Genomic DNA, 20,115 nt, shown 5'->3' on the forward strand with positions numbered 1-20,115 from the left:
TTTAACTCTTGCTTTACCCACTTCTTCTTTTATTAAGTTTTTCTTATTAAACTCGTTTAACAATTGCGAACAACTTTAACATTCTCTAATTACATTGTGATTTCTTTAGTCTTCGTTATAGCAAGTCCGCATCTAGTCCGCATCTAGTCCGCATTAATTCGCAAAAACGCGGAGTATAGGCGGATTTATTATGGTCTTATTATTACTTTAACACGAAGCAACCTTTAAGGGAAAAACCATGTTCTCTTTTTGGTTAACTTTTAAGTTGAAGCATTTTCGATAATTAATCTAAATTTGAATTGTTAATTTAACTATTAGAGAGAAGTCTTATTCAAACTGAATTTTTCATTTTATCAACTAGAATAAATAAGAGTTTAAGAGAAAGGATATTTTTAGTAGACTGTCATCTTTTTGTTTTAATAACTCTTCCTGTAATTAAATGAAATTCGTAAATTTTATACAAACCGTCATCGGTTGTTTCTATACGTTCAACTAAACTCGTTTTACTAAAGCCATCTGTTACTAAATCACCAATTTTAATAGTTTGAAGTACTTCGTCAGGTGTTTCATCATTTATTCTAATCATGGCTTAATTTTTCATTACAAAGTTAACTCTTTAAATTAATACCTAATTTTAAATTATGGTAGCTTTAGAAACAATGCGGAAAATTGCTTTAAGTTTTCCTGAGACTAGTGAACAACCTCATTTCGATAAAATTTCTTTTCGTGTAGGTAAAAAAATATTTGCAACCTATGATGGTAAAAAGAACCAAGCTTGCTTACTGTTATCTCCAATAGATCAATCAGTTTTTTCAGCATTTGATTCAAGTATTATTTTTCCAGTTCCCAATAAGTGGGGACAAAATGGTGCGACATTATTTAATTTAGACAAAGTAAGAGTTGATTTATTTACTGATGCATTAACAACTGCTTATTGCAAAGTAGCTCCAAAGCAACTTGCTGAAAGATATAAACAATAAAAAACTCCCTAGTAAATTTATACTAGAGAGTTTTATAAACAAAACTTAATTATTGACTATTTTTTAGTCGCTGCTTTTTTAGCTACTTTTTTTGCTTTTTTAGCAGTTTTTTTTGCAGATGTAGTGTCTGCTTTTTTCTCAACTTTAGCTGGTTTAACAGTTTTTGCTGTTTGTTTAGCTGGCGCAGTTTGTGCGCTTACTGTGTTTACTGTAAATGCTGCTACTAAGGCGATCATTAGAACTTTAATTGCTTTCATTTTTTTATGATTTAGTGATTGTTATAATTATTTAACACTGCTAAATTCTATATCTAAAATGAAGATTTTGTGAAGTTTTTAATTAAGCTCAAAATTTGCTAATTATTTCAATACCCATTTGATACCAGCTAATAAATGCTGCAAAAATAAAGGGTCTGTGTAGCATTCCTTAGTATGACCAAGTGCAGTATAAAACACCTTTCCGCCCTCAAAATTATGATACCAGCTAATGGGATGATCATTTTTCATAGTACCACCTTGATATGAGGTTTCATCTACTTTAATTAATACGTTAACAGAAGTATTAAAAGATTTAAAATTATACCATTCATCTTTATGCGGCCAAGGTTGAGGCAAACCCTTTACTATTTTATTCTTAGGCTCAATAATATTCAATTTTGCATCTTGTACTTTTGGATGGCTATCAAAAAAACCACCTACCATTTTCCCGTACCATTCCCATTCAAAATTACAATCAGTTGCTGCATGAATACCAATAAAACCACCACCGTTATTTATGTATTGTTTAAAGGCAGCTTTTTGTTCATTATTAAAAACACTACTTCCTGTAGGGCTTAAAAACACGAGTGCTTTGTATTTTTTCAGATTTTCTGGAGTAAATAATCTGACATCAGTTGTTGTATCTACTGTAATTCTATTTTCTAAACCTAGTTTTTTAATAGCAATAATTCCATCTGCTATTGAAGCATGATGATATCCTTTAGTTAAAGAAAAAATAAGAATAACTGGTTTTTTTGCTACTTTTTTCTTTTCTATTTTAAAACCAAAAAATAGAATGCATAATAAAAACAAGATTATTTTTGATTGGAATTTCATGTTAACCCGGCTAATTAATGGAAGGTATTTAAGTATAGTTTTTCTACTTTCTTTCTAGCCCACTCAGTTTTACGCAAAAACTTAAGGCTCGATTTTAAGGATGGATCATTTTTGAAACAAGCAATTTTAACTAGATTTCCCAGCTCTTCCCATCCATAATGGAAAAACAACTGCTTTACGATAAACTCGAGTGTTAAACCGTGTAGTGGGTTATTTTTTTGTTCTTGTATTGCCATTAAAACAAAGATAATAGTTTAAGCTGAAAGCAAAAAAGGCGCAAGGTTTAGTTACCTAATCCTTGCGCCTTTTAGAAAATTTAATATTCTTTATTTAGCTTTAGTTAAAACAAAGCTTTGACCTTGTGCTCCTAATGTAAGTTCATTTTTAGCTGTATTAAAATCAAATTCTAAATCATTTGCTTCTTGAACAAATTTAGTACCACTTGAAAAAGTTATTGGGAAAGCAGGGTTTGTGCCTATTTGAGCCATTAATTTACCATCAGCTTTAGTAATTACAATTTTAACTGGTATATCTGGAGAAGAGTAAGTACCTAAAAATACATCTAAATTAGCTGGTGGAGTAGTTGAAACAGCTGCAGTTCCTTCAGAAGTCCATTTGTTATTATCTGGATTTCCATCTGGCAATACTTTTTCTGGATCTAATGTTACTTCCGTAATTTCTTCTGTTGTAGGGTAACGTACCAACCAAGTTGTATTTTTCATCCAAACATCTACCGGAACTTTAACAATTTCGGTTTTACCACTTTTCGATTTAATTTGTAATATAATTGGCATTGGCATTTTTTCCAAGTTTTTAACTTGAATGGTATAACCAGTCAATTTTCCATCTTTCATTACTGGTTTAACATCTCCTAATCCTTGGTCATTTTTCCAGCTGTTTAAGAACCAACTTCTCCAGAACCATGCTAAATCTTCACCAGCACCATTTTCCATTGAGCGGAAGAAATCAAAAGGAGTTGGATGTTTAAATGCCCAGTTTTTGATGTATTGTCTAAATGCGTAATCAAAACGATCTTTACCTAAAATTTGGTTTCTTAAAATATCTAAACCCCATCCTGGTTTGCTGTATAAGTTAATACCGATGTTGGCTTCAGCCATTCCATCAGGCATTTGCATAATGTTTTCATAACGAGGATTACCAATATTAGCTTTCCCAATACGGTTCATATCTGCTGGACGTTGTTTGTATTCGCCATTGTTAAAGTTTTGAGAAGAAATACCATTAATGAATGTATTAAAACCTTCGTCCATCCAACCGTATTTACGTTCATTTGAACCAACAATCATTGGGAACCAAGAGTGACCAAATTCATGATCAATTACGCCCCAAGCACCACCTTTTTTAGCAGTCCAACCACAAAAAACAATACCAGGATATTCCATACCACCAATATTTGTAGCTACGTTAACTGCCATAGGATATGGGTACTCATACCACATTTTTGAATAATGCTCAATAGTAGATTTAACATATTCAACACCACGACCATAACTATCTACACCATTGCTTTCTACAGGATGTGCAGAAACCGCTAAGCCTTTTCTTCCGCTAGGGAAATTGATACGAGCAGCATCTAACACAAATGCTTTTGAAGAAGCCCAAGCTGCATCTCGAGCATTTGTAATTTTAAATTTCCAAGTCAATTTATCTTTTGCAGGACGAGATTTAGGATCTAAAACCTCCGCTTCTGAACGAATATGAACGGTTGCATCACTTAATTTAGCTGCATTCCATCTTTTTAATTGTTCTGCTGTGAATACTTCTTGTGGATTTAATAATTCTCCAGAACCCATTACAATGTGACTTGCTGGTGCAGTAATTGCATAGGTGATATCACCATATTCGCAATAAAACTCACCACCACCCCAATAAGGTAATGTATTCCATCCTAACACATCATCATACACACACATACGCGGAAACCATTGGGCAATTGCAAAAATTTCTCCGTTTTTTGTAGTTAAATGACCTGTTCTATCCGAACCTTCTTTTGGAAGAATGTAAGAATAATCCATTTTAACTGTGATGATATCGCCATTTGCAGCCATTGGCTGATCTAAACGAATTTGCATACGTGTATCCTCCACAATTGAGGTGAATTTTACAGCAGCAGCTTTTTGCGAAACACTAATGTTTTGGATTTTGTAACCACCATCAAATTTCTCACCTTGTGCACCATAACGACTACGTGAAGGTGTAATTGCATAACCACGTGAAGTTTCTTTAAATGTATTTTGATCTAATTGCAACCATAAATACGGTAATTTATCAGGGCTATTATTTTTGTAAGTAAGGGTTACAGTTCCGCTAACCATATTTTTGGCTTCATCAAGACTAGCAGTAATGTTGTAATCTACTCTGTTTTGCCAGTATTTAGCGCTAGGTGCACCATTAGCCGAGCGAAATTCGTTTCCATTTTGTGTATAGAATAATGGTCCGAATGCATCTGCAGGGACATAGTTTGTTGCGGGTGGAGTTGTTGATTGTTGTGCAAAGCTGGTAAGGCTACACGCACTAATAACCACCGCACATAAAAAGGGTTTAGTTATAAATTTAAGCATGTTAATTGTTTTTTGTGCTAAAGGTAATTTCTAATTGAATAAATTCAAATATATATTCAATATTGTTACGCCCATAATTTTTATCTAATGAACTAGGCAAAAACTTAGTTAAAAGTTTTAGGCTTAATTAGTGGTGGGAGTTTTCTTTGATCTAAAGGCAATTTTAACCAAGCATGATATGATTTTACAATATAATATGAATAATTAAAAGGTCTCTCTGCTTTAATCTGATCTACAGTTGGGCGAAATAAATCTATAAAATTCTTTATATCTGCTCCTTCAAACTTCAATGCGTTTTTAATGGTTTGTTCATTAAAATTTTTAGTAATTTCTTCTTGGTAATTCTCTTGCTCTGTTAGTTCCTGAATTTTCAATTTCTCTTTGCGCCATTTACCATATCCTAAATTAAGGCGTAAACCTCCCTTTTCTTTGGAATAATCTAATTGACGTGTAGGAGGTTTATTATCTGGATTACCTAAATTGCCTAACATTGGAGACATTTTAGTAGAATTAATATCCACTGCGTTTAAATTATTTACTTGTACTCGCAGATATATATTTTTAGGAAAAAGATTGGTTAAATACACTGTATCGGTTTGATAACCTACCATGCCAAAAGAAATTAAATCGCCAATTTTTGCAGGTATTGCAAAATTACCATTTTTATCTGTTAACACTAATGCTTTGGTACTTAGGTTTTTTATAGATGCTCCTTCTAAACTTGTTGCTCTATTATCATTGTCAAAAATATTTCCTGTTAAGATATTATTCTGAGCCCATATTTTAATTGGAGCAATAAGTAATAGTATTAAAATTAACTTTTTAAGCATATTCAAATTTAAAGCTCTTTTAACTTAAGCTTGCCTATTTAACAAAATTTAACAGAATGACCAATTTATGAACAGGCAGCAGACTACTTTAGTTTTTCTTTATATGTATCTTCTACAAATCCAATTAAAATGGCTTTCCCATTTTGTTCTATAATTGGGCGTTTAATAGCACTAGTATTTTGCATCAAATAAACAATGGCTTTATCTGCCGAATTAATTTCTGCCTGCTCTTCTTTAGCCAATTTCTTAAAGGTTAATCCGTTTTTATTGATTACTTTCTCCCAACCAAAAGTGTTAAACCATTCTGTTAATTTCTCGGCAGTTATACCCTTCTTTTTAAAATCGTGAAATTCAAAATCTTGTTGATGTGCTTTTAGCCAATCTTGTGCTTTTTTAACCGTGTTGCAATTCGGGATACCGTATACTATCATTTGAGTTTTAAATTAATAGGCCTAAGTTATAAGTCTGAGAACAAAATCATTACTAATTAGTTCAATTCTTACTAAAACTTACAATTTCATCACATTTTTATACTGGTTTATCACATTTTTATATTCAATAGATTTAGAGTTCTTAAAATTGCGCTATCAAACTCACAATTATGAAATTAAAAGATTTACAAAAGGCAGAATTTTGGATAGCAACTATTTTATATGCATTTGCCATTATAGTGCTTATATCTAATACAAGTAATAGACATCACGATTTTGACTACTATTCTTTTAAAGAAGCAAAAGTTTCTTATTCCTATTTTTCAAATTACTTTGTACCTGGAATTTTTCGAATTTCAATTATATATTTTACTTTTTTATTGCTTAATTTCTGCATCATTCCAGCTCTTATTCAACGAAAAAATGAAATTCTTAATTACTCGTTAATCTTAATTTTTATTGCATTTATTGGCTTGGTTAATGGTGTATGTACAACCTATACAGATGCTTATTTATTAGTTCAATACGATACATTGCAACAGGCCTACAATCGCATTTTCTTTAGCAGTTTTAGTTATTCAATCTGGCTAATTATTTTAATATCAGCCTATGCTTGTGCAAAAGCTTTCATCATGTACATGGTTGAAAACAAGGATAAAAATACCCAAAGCCAAAATCAAATGAGATTAGACGTGGGCGTAGGATTAGCATTTTGGTTTGTTGGAATGTTATTATGGCTAACCACAAGATCGCCATTTGAAATAATTATTGTGTGGACTTTAGTGATCTTCTCAACCATTGGTATCATCGTTTATTCAATCTATTATTTGCTCCCTTATATTTACGCTCAAAACAAAAAATTTAAATCGTTTTTCTGGCAAGTATTTTTTATCAGTATTCTTTTAGCAGTGCCGATGAGTTTTATTTCGATGTTCTTTTTTTACACCAGACCAGAAGGTGTTTTAGTTGTGTTTTTATTTCATTTACCTACACAATTAATTATTAGTGCACCACTAGCTTGGTATGTTTATAAAAGGCGTTTAGCAAGTAACAACGAATTAACTTCTTTAAGAACGGAGTTAGGAAAATCTGATGCTTCTTTAAGCTTCTTACAATCTCAAATCAATCCGCACTTTTTGTTTAATGCATTAAATACTCTTTATGGCACAGCTTTACAGGAAAATGCAGAAAGAACTGGCGAAGGAATTCAAAAATTAGGTGATATGATGCGCTTTATGCTGCATGAAAATGTGCAAGATAAAATTTCGCTAACGCGGGATGTTGATTATCTAGAAAATTACATCTCTCTTCAAAAATTAAGAACATCAAGATCTGCAGATATTGTAATTGAAACTCAAATTGATGAACAATTGAATAATTTACAAATTGCACCAATGTTGTTAATTCCTTTTGTAGAAAATGCATTTAAACATGGCATCAGTTTACAACACCCTTCGCATATTAAAGTAACCCTACAAACCAAAGAGAATACACTTTATTTTGATGTACATAATAGCATTCATATTAAACCAGATAACGATCCTGAAAAACTGAAAAGTGGCATTGGCTTAGCAAATGTGAAACAACGTTTGGCCCTATTATATGTAGGAAGACATGAATTAATTATTCGCGAAAGTGCGAAAGAGTTTTTCATTCATTTAACTATTCAGTTATAAACAAATAATCTTTAAAAGATGAATTCAAAAATTGTTAAATCTGAAAGTATTTGTATTTTAACGATGAAATAAATGCAGAAAATGATTGCAATTGCAATAGATGATGAGCCTATAGCTTTAGATATAGTTGCAGCGCATGCTAGCAAAGTGCCTTTTGTTGATTTGAGTGCTCAATTCACTAATGCTTTTGAGGCTATCACGTATTTACAGCAACATAAGGTTGATTTGATTTTTTTGGATATTAAAATGCCCGACATCAATGGCATTGATTTTTTAAAGGCGCTGAGCAAACCTCCAATGGTAATTTTTACCACAGCTTATAGTGAACACGCTGTACAAAGTTTTGAACTTGATGCTGTTGATTATTTGTTAAAACCTTTTTCATTATCTAGGTTTTTAAAAGCCTGCAACAAAGCAAAAGAACTTTTCGATTTGCGCAATCAAATTCCAGAAAGCAAAGCTGATTTTATTTTTATAAAGGATGGCTATGAGCAGGTAAAAGTGTTTTTATCAGATATTTTATATATTGAAGCATCCGGAAATTACACACAAATCCATTTGGCAAATGATAAATTGTTAAGCTCAAGAATTACAATAAATGAGTTGACAGATCTTTTACCAAGCAAACAATTTATTCGTACACATCGGGCATTTATTATTGCAAAAGATAAAATTAGCAAATATGACCGTTCGCAAGTTTGGATAGGTAAAGAATCGCTTCCAATTGGCACAACCTATCTGCCAAATCTTAAACTTTTTTAATCAAAAAACTAACTGTTTAAACTTTTATTTTTTCCGAAAACAGAATATCTTTAGTCAACATTTAGCTAAAGTATTATCTTAGTGCTTTAAAATTTGGCCATCCCTCATTCCGTTTAAAAAAATGTTTAAACTCTCATTCAAACAACAAGTATTAACTGGCTTTGCGGTTTCTCTGATATTTGTTTTTATAGCTGCATTAGTATCTTATTTAAGCATAAAATCCTTTAATGAAAGTTCTAATTGGATTGAGCATACTTACAAGGTTATAAGCACTGCTGAAAAGACAAAGACAGAATTAATTAATGCAGAAACGGGGTTAAGAGGATATATCATCACTCAAAGAGTATCTTATAAAAATCCATATAATAAGAGTATAAATGAAGTTTTAAAGAACGTAGATGCTTTAAAAACACTAGTTAAAGACAACCCTAACCAATCTGTAAAAGCCGATAGCATTGAATATTATGCTATACAAAAGGTTGATGACATGAAAAGCATTATGGAAAAAGCCGAAACTATTGGCTTTGAAGCTGGGCGAAATCAAATTTTAACTAATCAGGGTCAAATAGCTAAAATTAATTTTTTACGAATTACCGAAACCTTCACTAATGTAGAATTAGCATTATTACAGCAACGGAAAAAGGATAATGAAGAAAAAAGTAAACAAACTATTGCTATCGTTTTATCAAGTTCTTTCATCATTTTCGTTTTAATCTTATTTCTTCTTTCCTATATCAGGAGAACATTTGATCAGCAAAAAGAAACTGAACGACAAATTTTAAGTACAAATACAGAATTAGCTCAAGTTTCTGCATTAAATGAACACCACAACTGGCTTTTAACTGGAGCAGCCGAAATTAATGAGGCAATGCAAGGAGAGCAAGAGATTGAGGAGCTTTCTTCTAATATCATTTCAAAAATTGGAAACTACATTGATGCCGTAATTGGAGCTTTATATTTAGTAGATGATAAAAGAAAAATCCTATACCTCACAGGTTCTTATGCTTATCAAAGCAAACAAAAAAATCATATCAAATTTGGCGAGGGATTAGTGGGTCAAACTGCTGTAGAAAAAAAATCGAAGTTCATTAGTGATATTCCAAAAGACTACGTTAAAGTGAATTCTGCACTAGGAAATACTCATCCTGCATACATATTTTTAGTACCTATTATTTTTGAGAATAAAACAATTGCAGTAGCAGAACTTGGATTTTTAATAAAACCTCAAGAAAACAAACTACAACTCATTAGCAATATTGCAGAAAATATTGGGATAGCATTACACAGCGCATTAGCACATTTACAATTAAGAGAATTGTTTGAGCAAACTCAACAACAGGCAGAAGAGTTAGCTAGTCAGCAAGAAGAATTACGAACGACCAATGAAGAATTGATGTATAAAACAGATGCGCTACAAGCATCTGAAGAAGAACTTAGAGTACAACAAGAAGAGTTGCAACAAACAAATGCTGAGTTAGAAGAAAAAGCACAACTGCTCGAAGAACGTAATATTTTAATTAATGAAGCTAAAGAAGCCATTAGTGTTAAAGCTGAAGAATTAGAATTAAGTAGTAAATACAAATCTGAATTTTTAGCCAACATGAGCCATGAGCTCAGAACTCCTTTAAATAGTATTTTAATTTTAGCTAGAATTTTAAAGGAAAACAGACCCAATAATTTATCAGAAGAGCAAATAAAATATGCTGGTGTAATTCACAATGCTGGTAACGACCTCTTAAATTTAATTAACGACATCTTAGATTTATCAAAAATAGAGTCTGGTAATATTGATTTGCACATAGAGAAAATTAAACCAATTGAAATCAAAAACAATCTCGAGTCGTTGTTTACCGAATTGGCAAATCATAAGAAAATAGATTTTAACATTAATTTAAGCACAGATTTACCAGCTAATTTCACATCAGATCAAACTAGATTAGAACAGATTATTAAAAATCTATTATCAAATGCATTTAAGTTTACGCCAGAAAAAGGTAAAATTAGTTTAACTGTTGGATTAGCTAATTCAAATCAACTTAAAAACGATATTAATTCAAAAAACAACAAAGGAAAGTATTTATCTTTTGCTGTTAGCGACACTGGGATTGGAATCTCTAAAGACAAACAAAAGGTAATTTTTGAAGCATTTCAGCAAGAAGATGGCTCTACAAGTAGAAAATTTGGAGGAACGGGTTTAGGTTTATCCATTAGTAAAGAATTAGCAAGCTTATTAGGCGGAGAAATTCAGGTAGAAAGCGAACAAGGCATTGGTAGTACATTCACTTTATTTATCGTTCAAGATTTAGATACAGAGGTTACAGAATCTGTTGATTCGCCTGAAGAAGCTCAAAATGTTCACACTATTATATCAGAAATCAATCCTAATCCGACTTCAACCACCAGTAAAACAAATAATTTATTAATTATAGAAGATGATATTGAATTTGCAGATATCCTAAAAACTTACGCATTAGAGAAAGGATTTAATCCAATTTTAGCACACAGTGGTGATAAAGGGTTAGAAATGGCGACTGAATTATTACCTGATGCTATTGTTTTAGATGTAATGTTGCCAATTATGGATGGATGGACTATCCTTAAAAAATTAAAGTCAAATCCAGCAACGCAACACATCCCTGTGCATATGATGTCTGCAGGTGATGAGAAAGAAACAAAAGCAAAAAAAGAAGGTGCAATTGGCTTTCTTAAAAAACCTATTGAAAAAGAAAAACTAGATCAGGCTTTAGATTTATTAAGTGTTCAACATCAGTACGATTTTAAAAATGTATTGGTAATTGAAGATCAAGTTTTACAAAACAACAATTTAACAGAACAATTAGAAAAAAAAGGTGCAAAAGTAGCACAAGCTTTTACTGGTAAAGATGCTCTGGAGCTATTAAAAGACCATCATTTCGACTGTATTATATTAGATTTAAAACTTCCAGATATCAATGGTTTCGATCTTTTAGATCAAATTAAGATGAAAGAAGAGCTAAAACACATTCCAGTTATTATCAATACAGCAATGGAATTGGATAGAAATGAAATGGCCCATATTATGCAGTATACGGAAGCCATGGTGTTAAAAACAAATAAATCTAACGATAGATTATTAGATGAGGTAAGTTTGTTTATTAACAAACTAAAAAGTCCTGCACTTGTATCAAATAGCTCGCAAAATAATGCGACAAAAAGACCAGCAGCAACTACATTAGAAAAAGCATTGAAAGAAAAAGTAATCCTAATTACTGACGATGATATGCGCAATATATTTGCGTTATCAAGTGCGTTACAGGCTTATGATATAAAAATAATCATTGCAAATAATGGTATAGAAGCGCTTCAAAAATTGGAAGAGCATCCAGAAATTAATTTAGTATTAATGGATATCATGATGCCAGAAATGGATGGATATGAGGCTATGCGTAAAATTAGAGAGCAAAAAAAACTCGCGAACCTCCCTATTATCGCATTAACTGCAAAAGCAATGAAATACGATCGTGAAAAATGTATTGAAGCAGGAGCAAATGATTACGTATCTAAGCCTGTCGATGTAGATAAACTGTTATCAATGCTTCGTGTTTGGTTAAGTTAAAAGTAAATGAAAAATATACCTAAGAAAAGTGCAGAAGGTATTTCTGATGAAGAATTACAGGCGCTAATTTTTCTGATTAAAAAAGTATATGGCTTTGATTTTAGCAATTATACGATGGCTTCTCTTAAAAGACGCGTCAATCGTATAATGGACTTGCAAAAATTAGATTATTTCAATTTGAGCAATCAACTTATAAATGACACTAGTTATTTCGATTTTTTCTTAACAGAGGTTACAGTAAATGTTACTGAAATGTTTAGAGATCCTCCATTTTTCAAATCGATAAAAGAAAAAGTCTTCCCCTATTTAAAATCTTATCAGCATATTAAAATTTGGAGTGCTGGGTGTTCTACTGGAGAAGAAATCTATTCCTTATCCATTTTACTTTTTGAAGAAAAGCTATACGAACGTAGTTTTTTATACGGAACGGATATTAATCAGGATGTTTTGATGAAAGCAAAGGAAGGAATTTATGACCTCAAAAAAATGAAAAGTTATTCAGAAAACTATATTCAAATTGGTTCAGGGATCTCTTTAGCAAATTATTATACAGCTAAATATGATGCTGCTTCAATGAGTAGAAAGCTTAAAAAGAATATCTTTTTTTCTATGCACAACTTAGTTTGTGATGGTCCATTTAATGAATTTCAACTAATTTGCTGTCGAAATGTGCTAATATACTTTAACACAGAACTACAATCGAACGTAATCCGGTTATTCTATAATAGTTTAGCAAATTTTGGTTTTTTATGCCTTGGCACAAAAGAAAGCATTAGAGATAATGAGCTGCTGAAAAAATTTAAAATAATTGACAAAAAGAATAATATCTACCAAAAAATTAATTAAAATCAATTTAAAATGAATAAAGTCAATCTTTTAATTGTAGATGATAAACCTGAAAATATTATTGCATTAGAAGCAGTTTTAGATCAACAGGATATTAATATTATATCCACAACTTCGCCTAATGAAGCACTAAGAATTTGCTGGGAAAAAGATATTGCACTTGCGCTTGTAGATGTACAAATGCCAGGCATGAATGGTTTTGAATTGGTAGAAATATTGAAAAGTAATGCAAAGACTCAAGATATCATGGTAATTTTTGTAACTGCCATATCTCTAGAAGTTAAATACGCACTTAAAGGTTTAAATGCTGGAGCAATTGACTACTTATATAAGCCGCTTGATCCTTACGTTACTTCTGCAAAAGTAGATTCATTCATTCAGCTTATTCGTAATCAACGAGAAATAAAAGATAAAAACCAACAGCTAGAAAAGTTTCAAAAAGAGCTAATTAAAGCTAAAAACGAAGCAGAACTAAGCAAAAAAGCTAAAGAAAATTTCATGGCAAACATGAGCCACGAAATTCGAACGCCCATAAATGGAATTATTGGTTTAATTAACCTCTTAAAAAAAACTGAATTAAATAATGATCAAAAAGAAATGTTAAGCCTTTTAGAAGTGTCATCAGAATCATTGCTTGGAGTAATTAATGATATTTTGGACATTTCTAAAATTGAAGCGGGTAAATTCAGAATTAATTATGCTGAAACAAATATCAGGCTTATTTTAACGCAAGCTACAAACCTATTAGACATTAGAGCAAAGGAAAAAAAGCTAAACTTAAAATTAGAAATAGATGATGATTTGCCAGAAATCATTATCGCAGATTCACTTCGTTTGAATCAAATTTTCATGAATTTATTAAGCAATGCTGTCAAATTCACCCAAAAGGGAGAAATTAAACTTAAAGCAGAAGTTCTAGGTAAAAAAACCAATACGGTACAAATTCGTTTTTCCGTTATAGATTCTGGAATAGGTATTTCATCGGCAGATCAGGCCAAAATATTTGATAAATTCGAACAAATCGAAGATCACACCATTGCCCAACATGGTGGAACTGGATTAGGTCTATCTATTGTGAAGAAATTAGTTGAATTAAAAGGTGGAACACTTGAATTAATCAGCAAAGAAGGTGAAGGAAGTACGTTTAGTTTTACAAAATGGTATGAATTTATAGCTGATGATAAAGCAAAACAAGATGCTGAAAAAACAAATGAAACGAGAGCTTTATCATCCTTAAAAGGATTAAAAGTTTTGGTTGCGGAAGATAATGTGATTAATAAATTCGTATTATTAAAGGTTTTAGATGGATGGGAAGTAACATCTGACGTTGTAGTTAATGGATTAGATGTTCTAGAAATACTTAAGACAAATGACTATGATGTAATTTTAATGGATACTTATATGCCAGGAATGAATGGCTTAGAAGCAACAGAAAAAATTAGAGCTGGCTACATTCCTGGTAAAGAAAATATACCAATTATTACTTTTACAGCTGGTGTACTTGAAACAGATAAAGAGACTTCTGTAAAAGCTGGAGCTAATGATATTTTAAGTAAACCTTTCAAACCAGCTGTTTTATATCAAAAGATTAAACTTTACTTAAAATAAAACTATTTATTAAATAAGGTCATGGTTTGGGCAGGGCCGATGGTTACAAAACTTTTAATCATGGTTACGCCCCTATTTATTAGAGTTGGCAATTCTTTTTGTTCATCTTTGTCAAACAAACCCAATACATAATCAGCTTGCTGACCTTTTCTAAAATTATCACTAATCCCAAAACGCAAGCGGGCATAATTTTGTCCGCCACATACTTCTTCAATACTTTTTAAGCCATTATGTCCAGCGCTGCTGCCTTGTAATTTCATTCGCAATTTCCCTAAAGGCAAAGCCAAATCATCCACCAAAACCAAAACATTCTCTGGTGCAATTTTCAAGTCTTTCATCCAATAGTTAACCGCTTTACCACTTAAATTCATAAATGTGGTAGGCTTTATCACATGCAATTTTTTGCCTTTAAAACTTACTTCAGCATAATAAGCCAATCGCAAAAGTTCAAAACTCCCGTTTAAATCTTTCACTAATTCATCAGCAATATTAAAACCAATATTATGTCGAGTGTTAGCATATTCTGGACCAATATTTCCTAAGCCAACAATAAGGTATTTCATTCTATAAATATAAAAAGAAGTTTGTAGTTTTCTATTCTGAATAATCAAACTAAACAAAAAAGCGATCCAAGATTTCTCTTGCATCGCTTTTTTTGAAAACTTCAAGCTAAATTATTTACCTTTAGCTGCTTCAGTTTCTGCTTGTTTTAATGCTCTAGACATACCAACAGAAACAATTGTATCTTCAGGAGTGTTAGTAACAACATAATCACCTTTTTGCAAATCACGAACGCGGAATAAATTTCCAACTTCCATTTTAGCAATACTTACTTCAACTACTTGAGGCATGTTTTTAGGCAATGATTTAACACGTAATTTACGTAGTTTTTGAACTAATTTACCACCCATTTTAACACCTGGAGAAGTTCCAGTTAATTTAACAGGGATTTCCATTACAATTTCTTTATCATCAAATAATTGAAGAAAGTCTACGTGTAATAATAAATCTGTTAATGGATGAAATTGAGCTTCTTTAATGATAGCTTTAGTTTTAGTACCACCAATAGTGATTTCTAAAAAGTTAGCTTCTGGAGTGTAAATAGCTTCGTTTAAATCGGTACTTAATACAGCAAAGTGCACTTGCTCTTTACCACCATACAATACTGCAGGAACTTTACCTTCATAGCGAAGCTCTTTAGCATCGCGTTTCCCTACGTTCTCTCTTGGAGAACCGCTAATTGCGATTGTTTTCATTTTATATTTATTTATTGTTAAAATTCTTAATTAAACCCTAAATAGGTCACTTATCGAGCCATGCTCATTAACATTTGCAATCGCTTTTGCAAATAGTTTTGCAGTACTCAATACTTTAATTTTAGCGCTCTCTTGTTTTAGAGGAATAGTATCAGTTACGATTAATTCTTCTAACATTGAGTTTTCTATTGTTTCGTATGCCTTGCCAGATAAAACGGCATGCGTACAAACTGCTCTTACACTATTTGCTCCGTTTTCCATAATTAAAGCTGCTGCTTTAGCTAAGGTTCCAGCGGTATCACAAATATCATCCATCAACACTACATCTAATCCCTTTACATCTCCAATAATCGACATTGATTCGATTTCATTGGCACGTAAACGACGTTTATCACAAATTACAACCTCCGCGTTAAAAAACTTTGCAAAGGTACGAGCTCTGTAAGATCCACCCATATCTGGCGAAGCAATTGTTAAATTTTTTAAGCCTAAGCTTTTGATATAAGGCACAAAAATAACCGATCCATCTAAGTGATCAACCGGAATATCAAAGAAACCTTGTATCTGAGCTGCATGCAAATCCATTGTCATGATACGATGAATACCTGCGGACTTTAATAAGTTAGCAACCAATTTTGCCCCGATCGCCACACGTGGCTTATCTTTTCTATCTTGTCTAGCTAAACCATAATAAGGTACAACTGCCGTGATGTAATGTGCTGATGCTCTTTTAGCTGCATCAACCATTAGCAATAGTTCCATTAAATTATCGCTTGGCTGATAGGTAGATTGTACTAAGAAAACATCACATCCCCTAATTGATTCATCAAAAGAAGGTTGAAACTCACCATCGCTAAACCGACTTAAAGTTACATCTCCTAGTGGTTTGCCGTAAGCTTCGGCAATTTTTTTTGCTAAATCTTTTGTACCGCTTCCGGCAAAAATTTTAACTGGGTTAAATTGCAATGGCATGATTTCGCGGGTATCAATGCTGGTTAAAAAAAATCGGATTGCGGTTTTATTCACAATCCGAAAAAAATTTGTTGTCCGACCTGGATTCGAACCAAGACAAACGGTACCAAAAACCGTTGTACTACCCTTATACTATCGGACAATCATTTCCCATATCGTTGTTCTGAAATGGAATGCAAATTTACGCTTATTTTTTATAGCTGCAAGTCCCAAATCAAAAAAATTTCAAATAATTTTAAAAGCTTATTTGTTACGTTAAAAAAGGGTTAATTTTTGTTAAAAGACCTTAACTATTTGTATTTATATCAATCTATTTCTTTATTTTCGGCAGCATTTTTATGTATTAAGGCATTTATTTTTATCCATTTTATACAATGAACTATTCAAAAATAAACAACATAGTTGGCTGGATTTGTTTCTTTATAGCCACTTTAACCTACATTTTAACTTTAGAACCATCAGTAAGTTTTTGGGATTGTGGAGAATTCATTGCTTCGGCCTTAAAAATGCAGGTAGTGCATCAACCAGGCGCACCTTTATTCTTAATGATTCAACGGTTCTTTTCTATTTTCGCCATGGGCGATGTAACTAAAGTAGCTTATTTCATGAATTTAGGTTCCGCAATTGCCAGTGGAGCTACTATTTTATTCTTGTTTTGGACAATTACAGCACTCGCAAAAAAAGTCTTAATAAAAGCGAATGAGAAAATTAGCACAGGCAATTTAATCAGCATAATGGGTGCTGGAGCTGTTGGCGCATTAGCTTATACTTTTTCTGATAGTTTTTGGTTCTCTGCAGTAGAATCAGAAGTTTATGCACTTTCATCATTATTTACAGCAATAGTTTTTTGGGCTATTTTAAAATGGGAAGCCATTTCAGATGAGCCAAGAGCAGATAAGTGGTTACTTTTTATTGCCTACATTATGGGGCTTTCCATTGGTATTCACTTACTAAATTTACTTACTATACCAGCTATTGCTTTTGTTTATTATTTCAAAAAAACAGCCAAACCAACTACAGCTGGCGTTCTTAAAACTTTTGGAATCGGTGTTGTAATATTAGCTATTATACAATATGGTATTATCCAATATTTAGTTTCTGCTGGCGCTTATTTCGATCTTTTCTTTGTTAACACTTTAGGTTTAGGTTTTGGTACTGGGGTACTTTTCTTTGCTCTTTTATTAATTGGAGGGTTAGTTTGGGGCATTCGTTATTCTATTAAACACCAAAAGAAGATTTTAAATCTGGCTTTATTATCAACTGCATTAGTAATTTTTGGTTATGGTTCTTTTGCCATGATTGTAATTAGAGCACAGGCTAAACCCAATCTAAATAACAGCGATCCTGATAATGCATTCTCGTTTTTAAGTTACTTAAACCGTGAACAATATGGAGATAGACCATTATTAGTTGGACCAAATTACAATTCAATTCCTAAATATAATGATGATGGTAGTAACCCTATTAATATCCCGGGTGGGAAAATTTATAGAAAGGGCGAAACTAAATATGAAGTAGCAGGTATAAAATCCGATCATATTTATGGCGAAAACGAAAATTTCCCTGATAGTATTAAACGCTTACAGCATGAAGTTTTGTTCCCAAGAATGTATAGTGATGATGAAAGACATGTAAAATATTATCAGGATATGATGGGTTTTGACCAAACTCATTTCCCAACGTTTTTTGATAATGTTGGCTTTTTTGCCCGTTACCAAGTTGGGTTAATGTATATGCGTTATTTCATGTGGAATTTCGTGGGTCGTCAAAATGAAATACAAGGTCAAGGGAGTTTATATGAAGGTAGATCTTTAAGTGGAATTAAACCTATTGACGCTTTAAATCTAGGAGATCAAACTAATTTACCTCCTTCTATTAAAGAAAGTACTGCTTACAACCGCTTTTTCTTTTTACCACTGATTTTAGGTTTATTAGGTGCAATTTGGCATTTTAAACGTAAACCAGAAGATGGTGGTATCATAGGTTTATTATTTTTCTGTACTGGTTTAGCTATTGTTTTATACCTCAACCAAAAACCTATGGAACCAAGAGAAAGAGATTATGCTTATGTAGGTTCATTTTATGCCTTTGCAATTTGGATAGGGCTTGGAGTTTTAGCAATAAAGGAATGGGTGTTTAAGAAATTAAGTGCAAAAAATGCAGCAATTGGCGCTACAGCAATTGCTTTACTTTGTGCTCCAGTTTTAATGGCTAGCCAAGGTTGGGATGACCATAATCGTTCTACAAAAATGGTGGCACATGATATTGCAGTAAGTTATATGGAATCTTGCGCACCAAATGCCATTTTGTTTACTTATGGAGATAATGACACATATCCATTATGGTACATACAAGAAGTGGAAGGTGTTCGTCCGGATATACGTTTGGTGAATTTAAGTTTGTTTGATACAGATTGGTACATTAACGGAATGAGAAGAAAAGTACATCAATCAGAACCATTGCCTATTACGATGAAACCATCTCAATATGTTTCCGGTGTAAGGGATGTGATGTATTATAAGGAATTCCAAATTCAAGGTTCTGTTGAATTGAAACAACTTGTAGATCTTTTATTGTCAGATAATCCAGAGGATAAAGTTCCATTGGTAGATGGTAGTAAAACCAACTTCATTCCGACTAAAAATTGGAAATTAACGGTAAATCCACAAGATGTGATTAGCTCGGGCACTTTACCTGCTTCGGCAATGGGTAATATTACGCCTGTAATGGAATGGAAATTTAACAAAGGAATTGTTACTAAAGGCACATTAGCCATGATGGATATTTTGGCGCACAACAACTGGAAAAGACCTGTCTATTTCTGTAGCACTGTTCCGTCTGAACAATTTAATGGTTTAGATAATTATTTATATAGTGAAGGTTTGACATTGCGTTTATTGCCTTTGAAACAAGATAGTATTGCAAACACTGGAGAGCAGCCTATTAATTTAGACCCAATGTATTCACACATCATGAATAAATTTAAATGGGGAAATATTAAAAATGCATCTTATTTAGATGAACAATCTTCTGATGATGTTTCTATTTTTAATAATATGTTTAACAGTTTGATTACTGGTTTGATTAAAGCTGGCAGACTTGAAGATGCTAAAAAGGTTGTTCGTAGATATGATGAGGTAATGCCTACCAAAATTTATAGCCTTCGTACTATGATGGGCGTACCAACTATGGCTCAAAACTTGTACATTTTAGGTGAAACTGAAAAGGCAAACAATTTGCTTAAAAAATCGGCTGATTATATACAAAAAGAGATTTCGTATTTGGCAGATGTTTCGAAAAGTAAGAACCAATTGGTAGGCGGCCAGAATTTACAAATTGGATTAATGTACGGTTTAGAACCAATGGTTAAGGTAGCTGCTCAATACAAGCAACAAAAACTTGCAGATCAATTGAATAAGCAGTACGACGAATTGTATAACAGATTTAGTCAATTCTTTGGTCCTGCACCACAACAATAAATTA

Annotated in this window: 17 protein-coding genes; 7 read left to right on the top strand and 10 right to left on the bottom strand. The window is 32.3% G+C overall.

Annotated elements, in window-relative coordinates:
• Window positions 1-403: 403 nt before the first annotated feature.
• A complete protein-coding gene (locus ACHMWN_RS01620) occupies window positions 404-586 on the bottom strand; it encodes a hypothetical protein (protein ID WP_397297212.1) in 183 nt (60 codons plus the stop codon).
• Between the two features lie 55 nt (window positions 587-641).
• Here ACHMWN_RS01620 and ACHMWN_RS01625 point away from each other — a divergent pair, with 55 nt between their 5' ends.
• Window positions 642-980, top strand: coding sequence for an MmcQ/YjbR family DNA-binding protein (locus tag ACHMWN_RS01625; RefSeq protein ID WP_397297213.1), 339 nt, complete (start codon window positions 642-644; stop codon window positions 978-980).
• 56 nt (window positions 981-1,036) lie between these two features.
• On the opposite strand, the gene ACHMWN_RS01630 is transcribed toward ACHMWN_RS01625, so the two are convergent.
• From ACHMWN_RS01630 to ACHMWN_RS01655, 6 genes are all read right to left on the bottom strand, one after another.
• Entirely contained in the window at window positions 1,037-1,237 is a 201-nt protein-coding gene (locus ACHMWN_RS01630; protein ID WP_397297215.1) for a hypothetical protein, read from the bottom strand.
• A gap of 102 nt (window positions 1,238-1,339) precedes the next feature.
• Window positions 1,340-2,074 carry a ThuA domain-containing protein gene (locus ACHMWN_RS01635; protein ID WP_397297216.1) on the bottom strand — a complete coding sequence of 245 codons (735 nt, stop codon included), beginning with the start codon at window positions 2,072-2,074 and terminating at the stop codon, window positions 1,340-1,342.
• Between the two features lie 14 nt (window positions 2,075-2,088).
• The gene (locus tag ACHMWN_RS01640) at window positions 2,089-2,310 is read right to left on the bottom strand and encodes a VF530 family DNA-binding protein (RefSeq protein ID WP_397297217.1); all 222 of its coding nucleotides are present in this window, start codon (window positions 2,308-2,310) and stop codon (window positions 2,089-2,091) included.
• A 90-nt stretch (window positions 2,311-2,400) separates the two neighbouring features.
• The gene (locus tag ACHMWN_RS01645) at window positions 2,401-4,656 is read right to left on the bottom strand and encodes a M1 family metallopeptidase (RefSeq protein WP_397297219.1); all 2,256 of its coding nucleotides are present in this window, start codon (window positions 4,654-4,656) and stop codon (window positions 2,401-2,403) included.
• A gap of 104 nt (window positions 4,657-4,760) precedes the next feature.
• On the bottom strand, window positions 4,761-5,486 hold the full coding sequence (locus tag ACHMWN_RS01650) for a hypothetical protein (RefSeq protein WP_397297220.1): 726 nt from the start codon (window positions 5,484-5,486) through the stop codon (window positions 4,761-4,763).
• An 83-nt stretch (window positions 5,487-5,569) separates the two neighbouring features.
• Entirely contained in the window at window positions 5,570-5,917 is a 348-nt protein-coding gene (locus ACHMWN_RS01655; protein WP_397297222.1) for a Spx/MgsR family RNA polymerase-binding regulatory protein, read from the bottom strand.
• A 170-nt stretch (window positions 5,918-6,087) separates the two neighbouring features.
• Here ACHMWN_RS01655 and ACHMWN_RS01660 point away from each other — a divergent pair, with 170 nt between their 5' ends.
• The 5 genes from ACHMWN_RS01660 (at window position 6,088) to ACHMWN_RS01680 (ending at window position 14,404) form a co-directional block, all read left to right on the top strand.
• The gene (locus tag ACHMWN_RS01660; RefSeq protein WP_397297223.1) at window positions 6,088-7,593 is read left to right on the top strand and encodes a sensor histidine kinase; all 1,506 of its coding nucleotides are present in this window, start codon (window positions 6,088-6,090) and stop codon (window positions 7,591-7,593) included.
• 72 nt (window positions 7,594-7,665) lie between these two features.
• Window positions 7,666-8,355 (top strand): LytR/AlgR family response regulator transcription factor, encoded by a 690-nt coding sequence (locus tag ACHMWN_RS01665; protein ID WP_397297224.1) that lies wholly within the window; start codon window positions 7,666-7,668, stop codon window positions 8,353-8,355.
• A gap of 121 nt (window positions 8,356-8,476) precedes the next feature.
• Window positions 8,477-11,950 carry a response regulator gene (locus ACHMWN_RS01670; RefSeq protein WP_397297226.1) on the top strand — a complete coding sequence of 1,158 codons (3,474 nt, stop codon included), beginning with the start codon at window positions 8,477-8,479 and terminating at the stop codon, window positions 11,948-11,950.
• 6 nt (window positions 11,951-11,956) lie between these two features.
• On the top strand, window positions 11,957-12,796 hold the full coding sequence (locus ACHMWN_RS01675) for a CheR family methyltransferase (protein ID WP_397297228.1): 840 nt from the start codon (window positions 11,957-11,959) through the stop codon (window positions 12,794-12,796).
• A 12-nt stretch (window positions 12,797-12,808) separates the two neighbouring features.
• On the top strand, window positions 12,809-14,404 hold the full coding sequence (locus ACHMWN_RS01680) for a response regulator (RefSeq protein WP_397297230.1): 1,596 nt from the start codon (window positions 12,809-12,811) through the stop codon (window positions 14,402-14,404).
• A 2-nt stretch (window positions 14,405-14,406) separates the two neighbouring features.
• Here the strand turns inward: ACHMWN_RS01680 and pth are convergent, their stop codons facing one another.
• The 3 genes from pth to ACHMWN_RS01695 form a co-directional block, all read right to left on the bottom strand.
• Window positions 14,407-14,967, bottom strand: coding sequence for an aminoacyl-tRNA hydrolase (gene pth, locus ACHMWN_RS01685; protein WP_397297232.1), 561 nt, complete (start codon window positions 14,965-14,967; stop codon window positions 14,407-14,409).
• A 111-nt stretch (window positions 14,968-15,078) separates the two neighbouring features.
• The gene (locus ACHMWN_RS01690; protein WP_397297234.1) at window positions 15,079-15,660 is read right to left on the bottom strand and encodes a 50S ribosomal protein L25/general stress protein Ctc; all 582 of its coding nucleotides are present in this window, start codon (window positions 15,658-15,660) and stop codon (window positions 15,079-15,081) included.
• 30 nt (window positions 15,661-15,690) lie between these two features.
• Window positions 15,691-16,632, bottom strand: coding sequence for a ribose-phosphate pyrophosphokinase (locus ACHMWN_RS01695; RefSeq protein ID WP_397297236.1), 942 nt, complete (start codon window positions 16,630-16,632; stop codon window positions 15,691-15,693).
• Between the two features lie 374 nt (window positions 16,633-17,006).
• On the opposite strand from ACHMWN_RS01695, the gene ACHMWN_RS01700 reads away from it, so the two are divergent.
• Window positions 17,007-20,111: a protein O-mannosyl-transferase family gene (locus ACHMWN_RS01700; RefSeq protein ID WP_397297238.1), complete on the top strand. Its 3,105-nt coding sequence runs from the start codon at window positions 17,007-17,009 to the stop codon at window positions 20,109-20,111.
• Window positions 20,112-20,115 lie beyond the last annotated feature (4 nt).

The sequence above is a fragment of the Pedobacter sp. UC225_61 genome, assembly GCF_044452285.1.
In the GTDB taxonomy this organism is placed as follows: domain Bacteria; phylum Bacteroidota; class Bacteroidia; order Sphingobacteriales; family Sphingobacteriaceae; genus Pedobacter.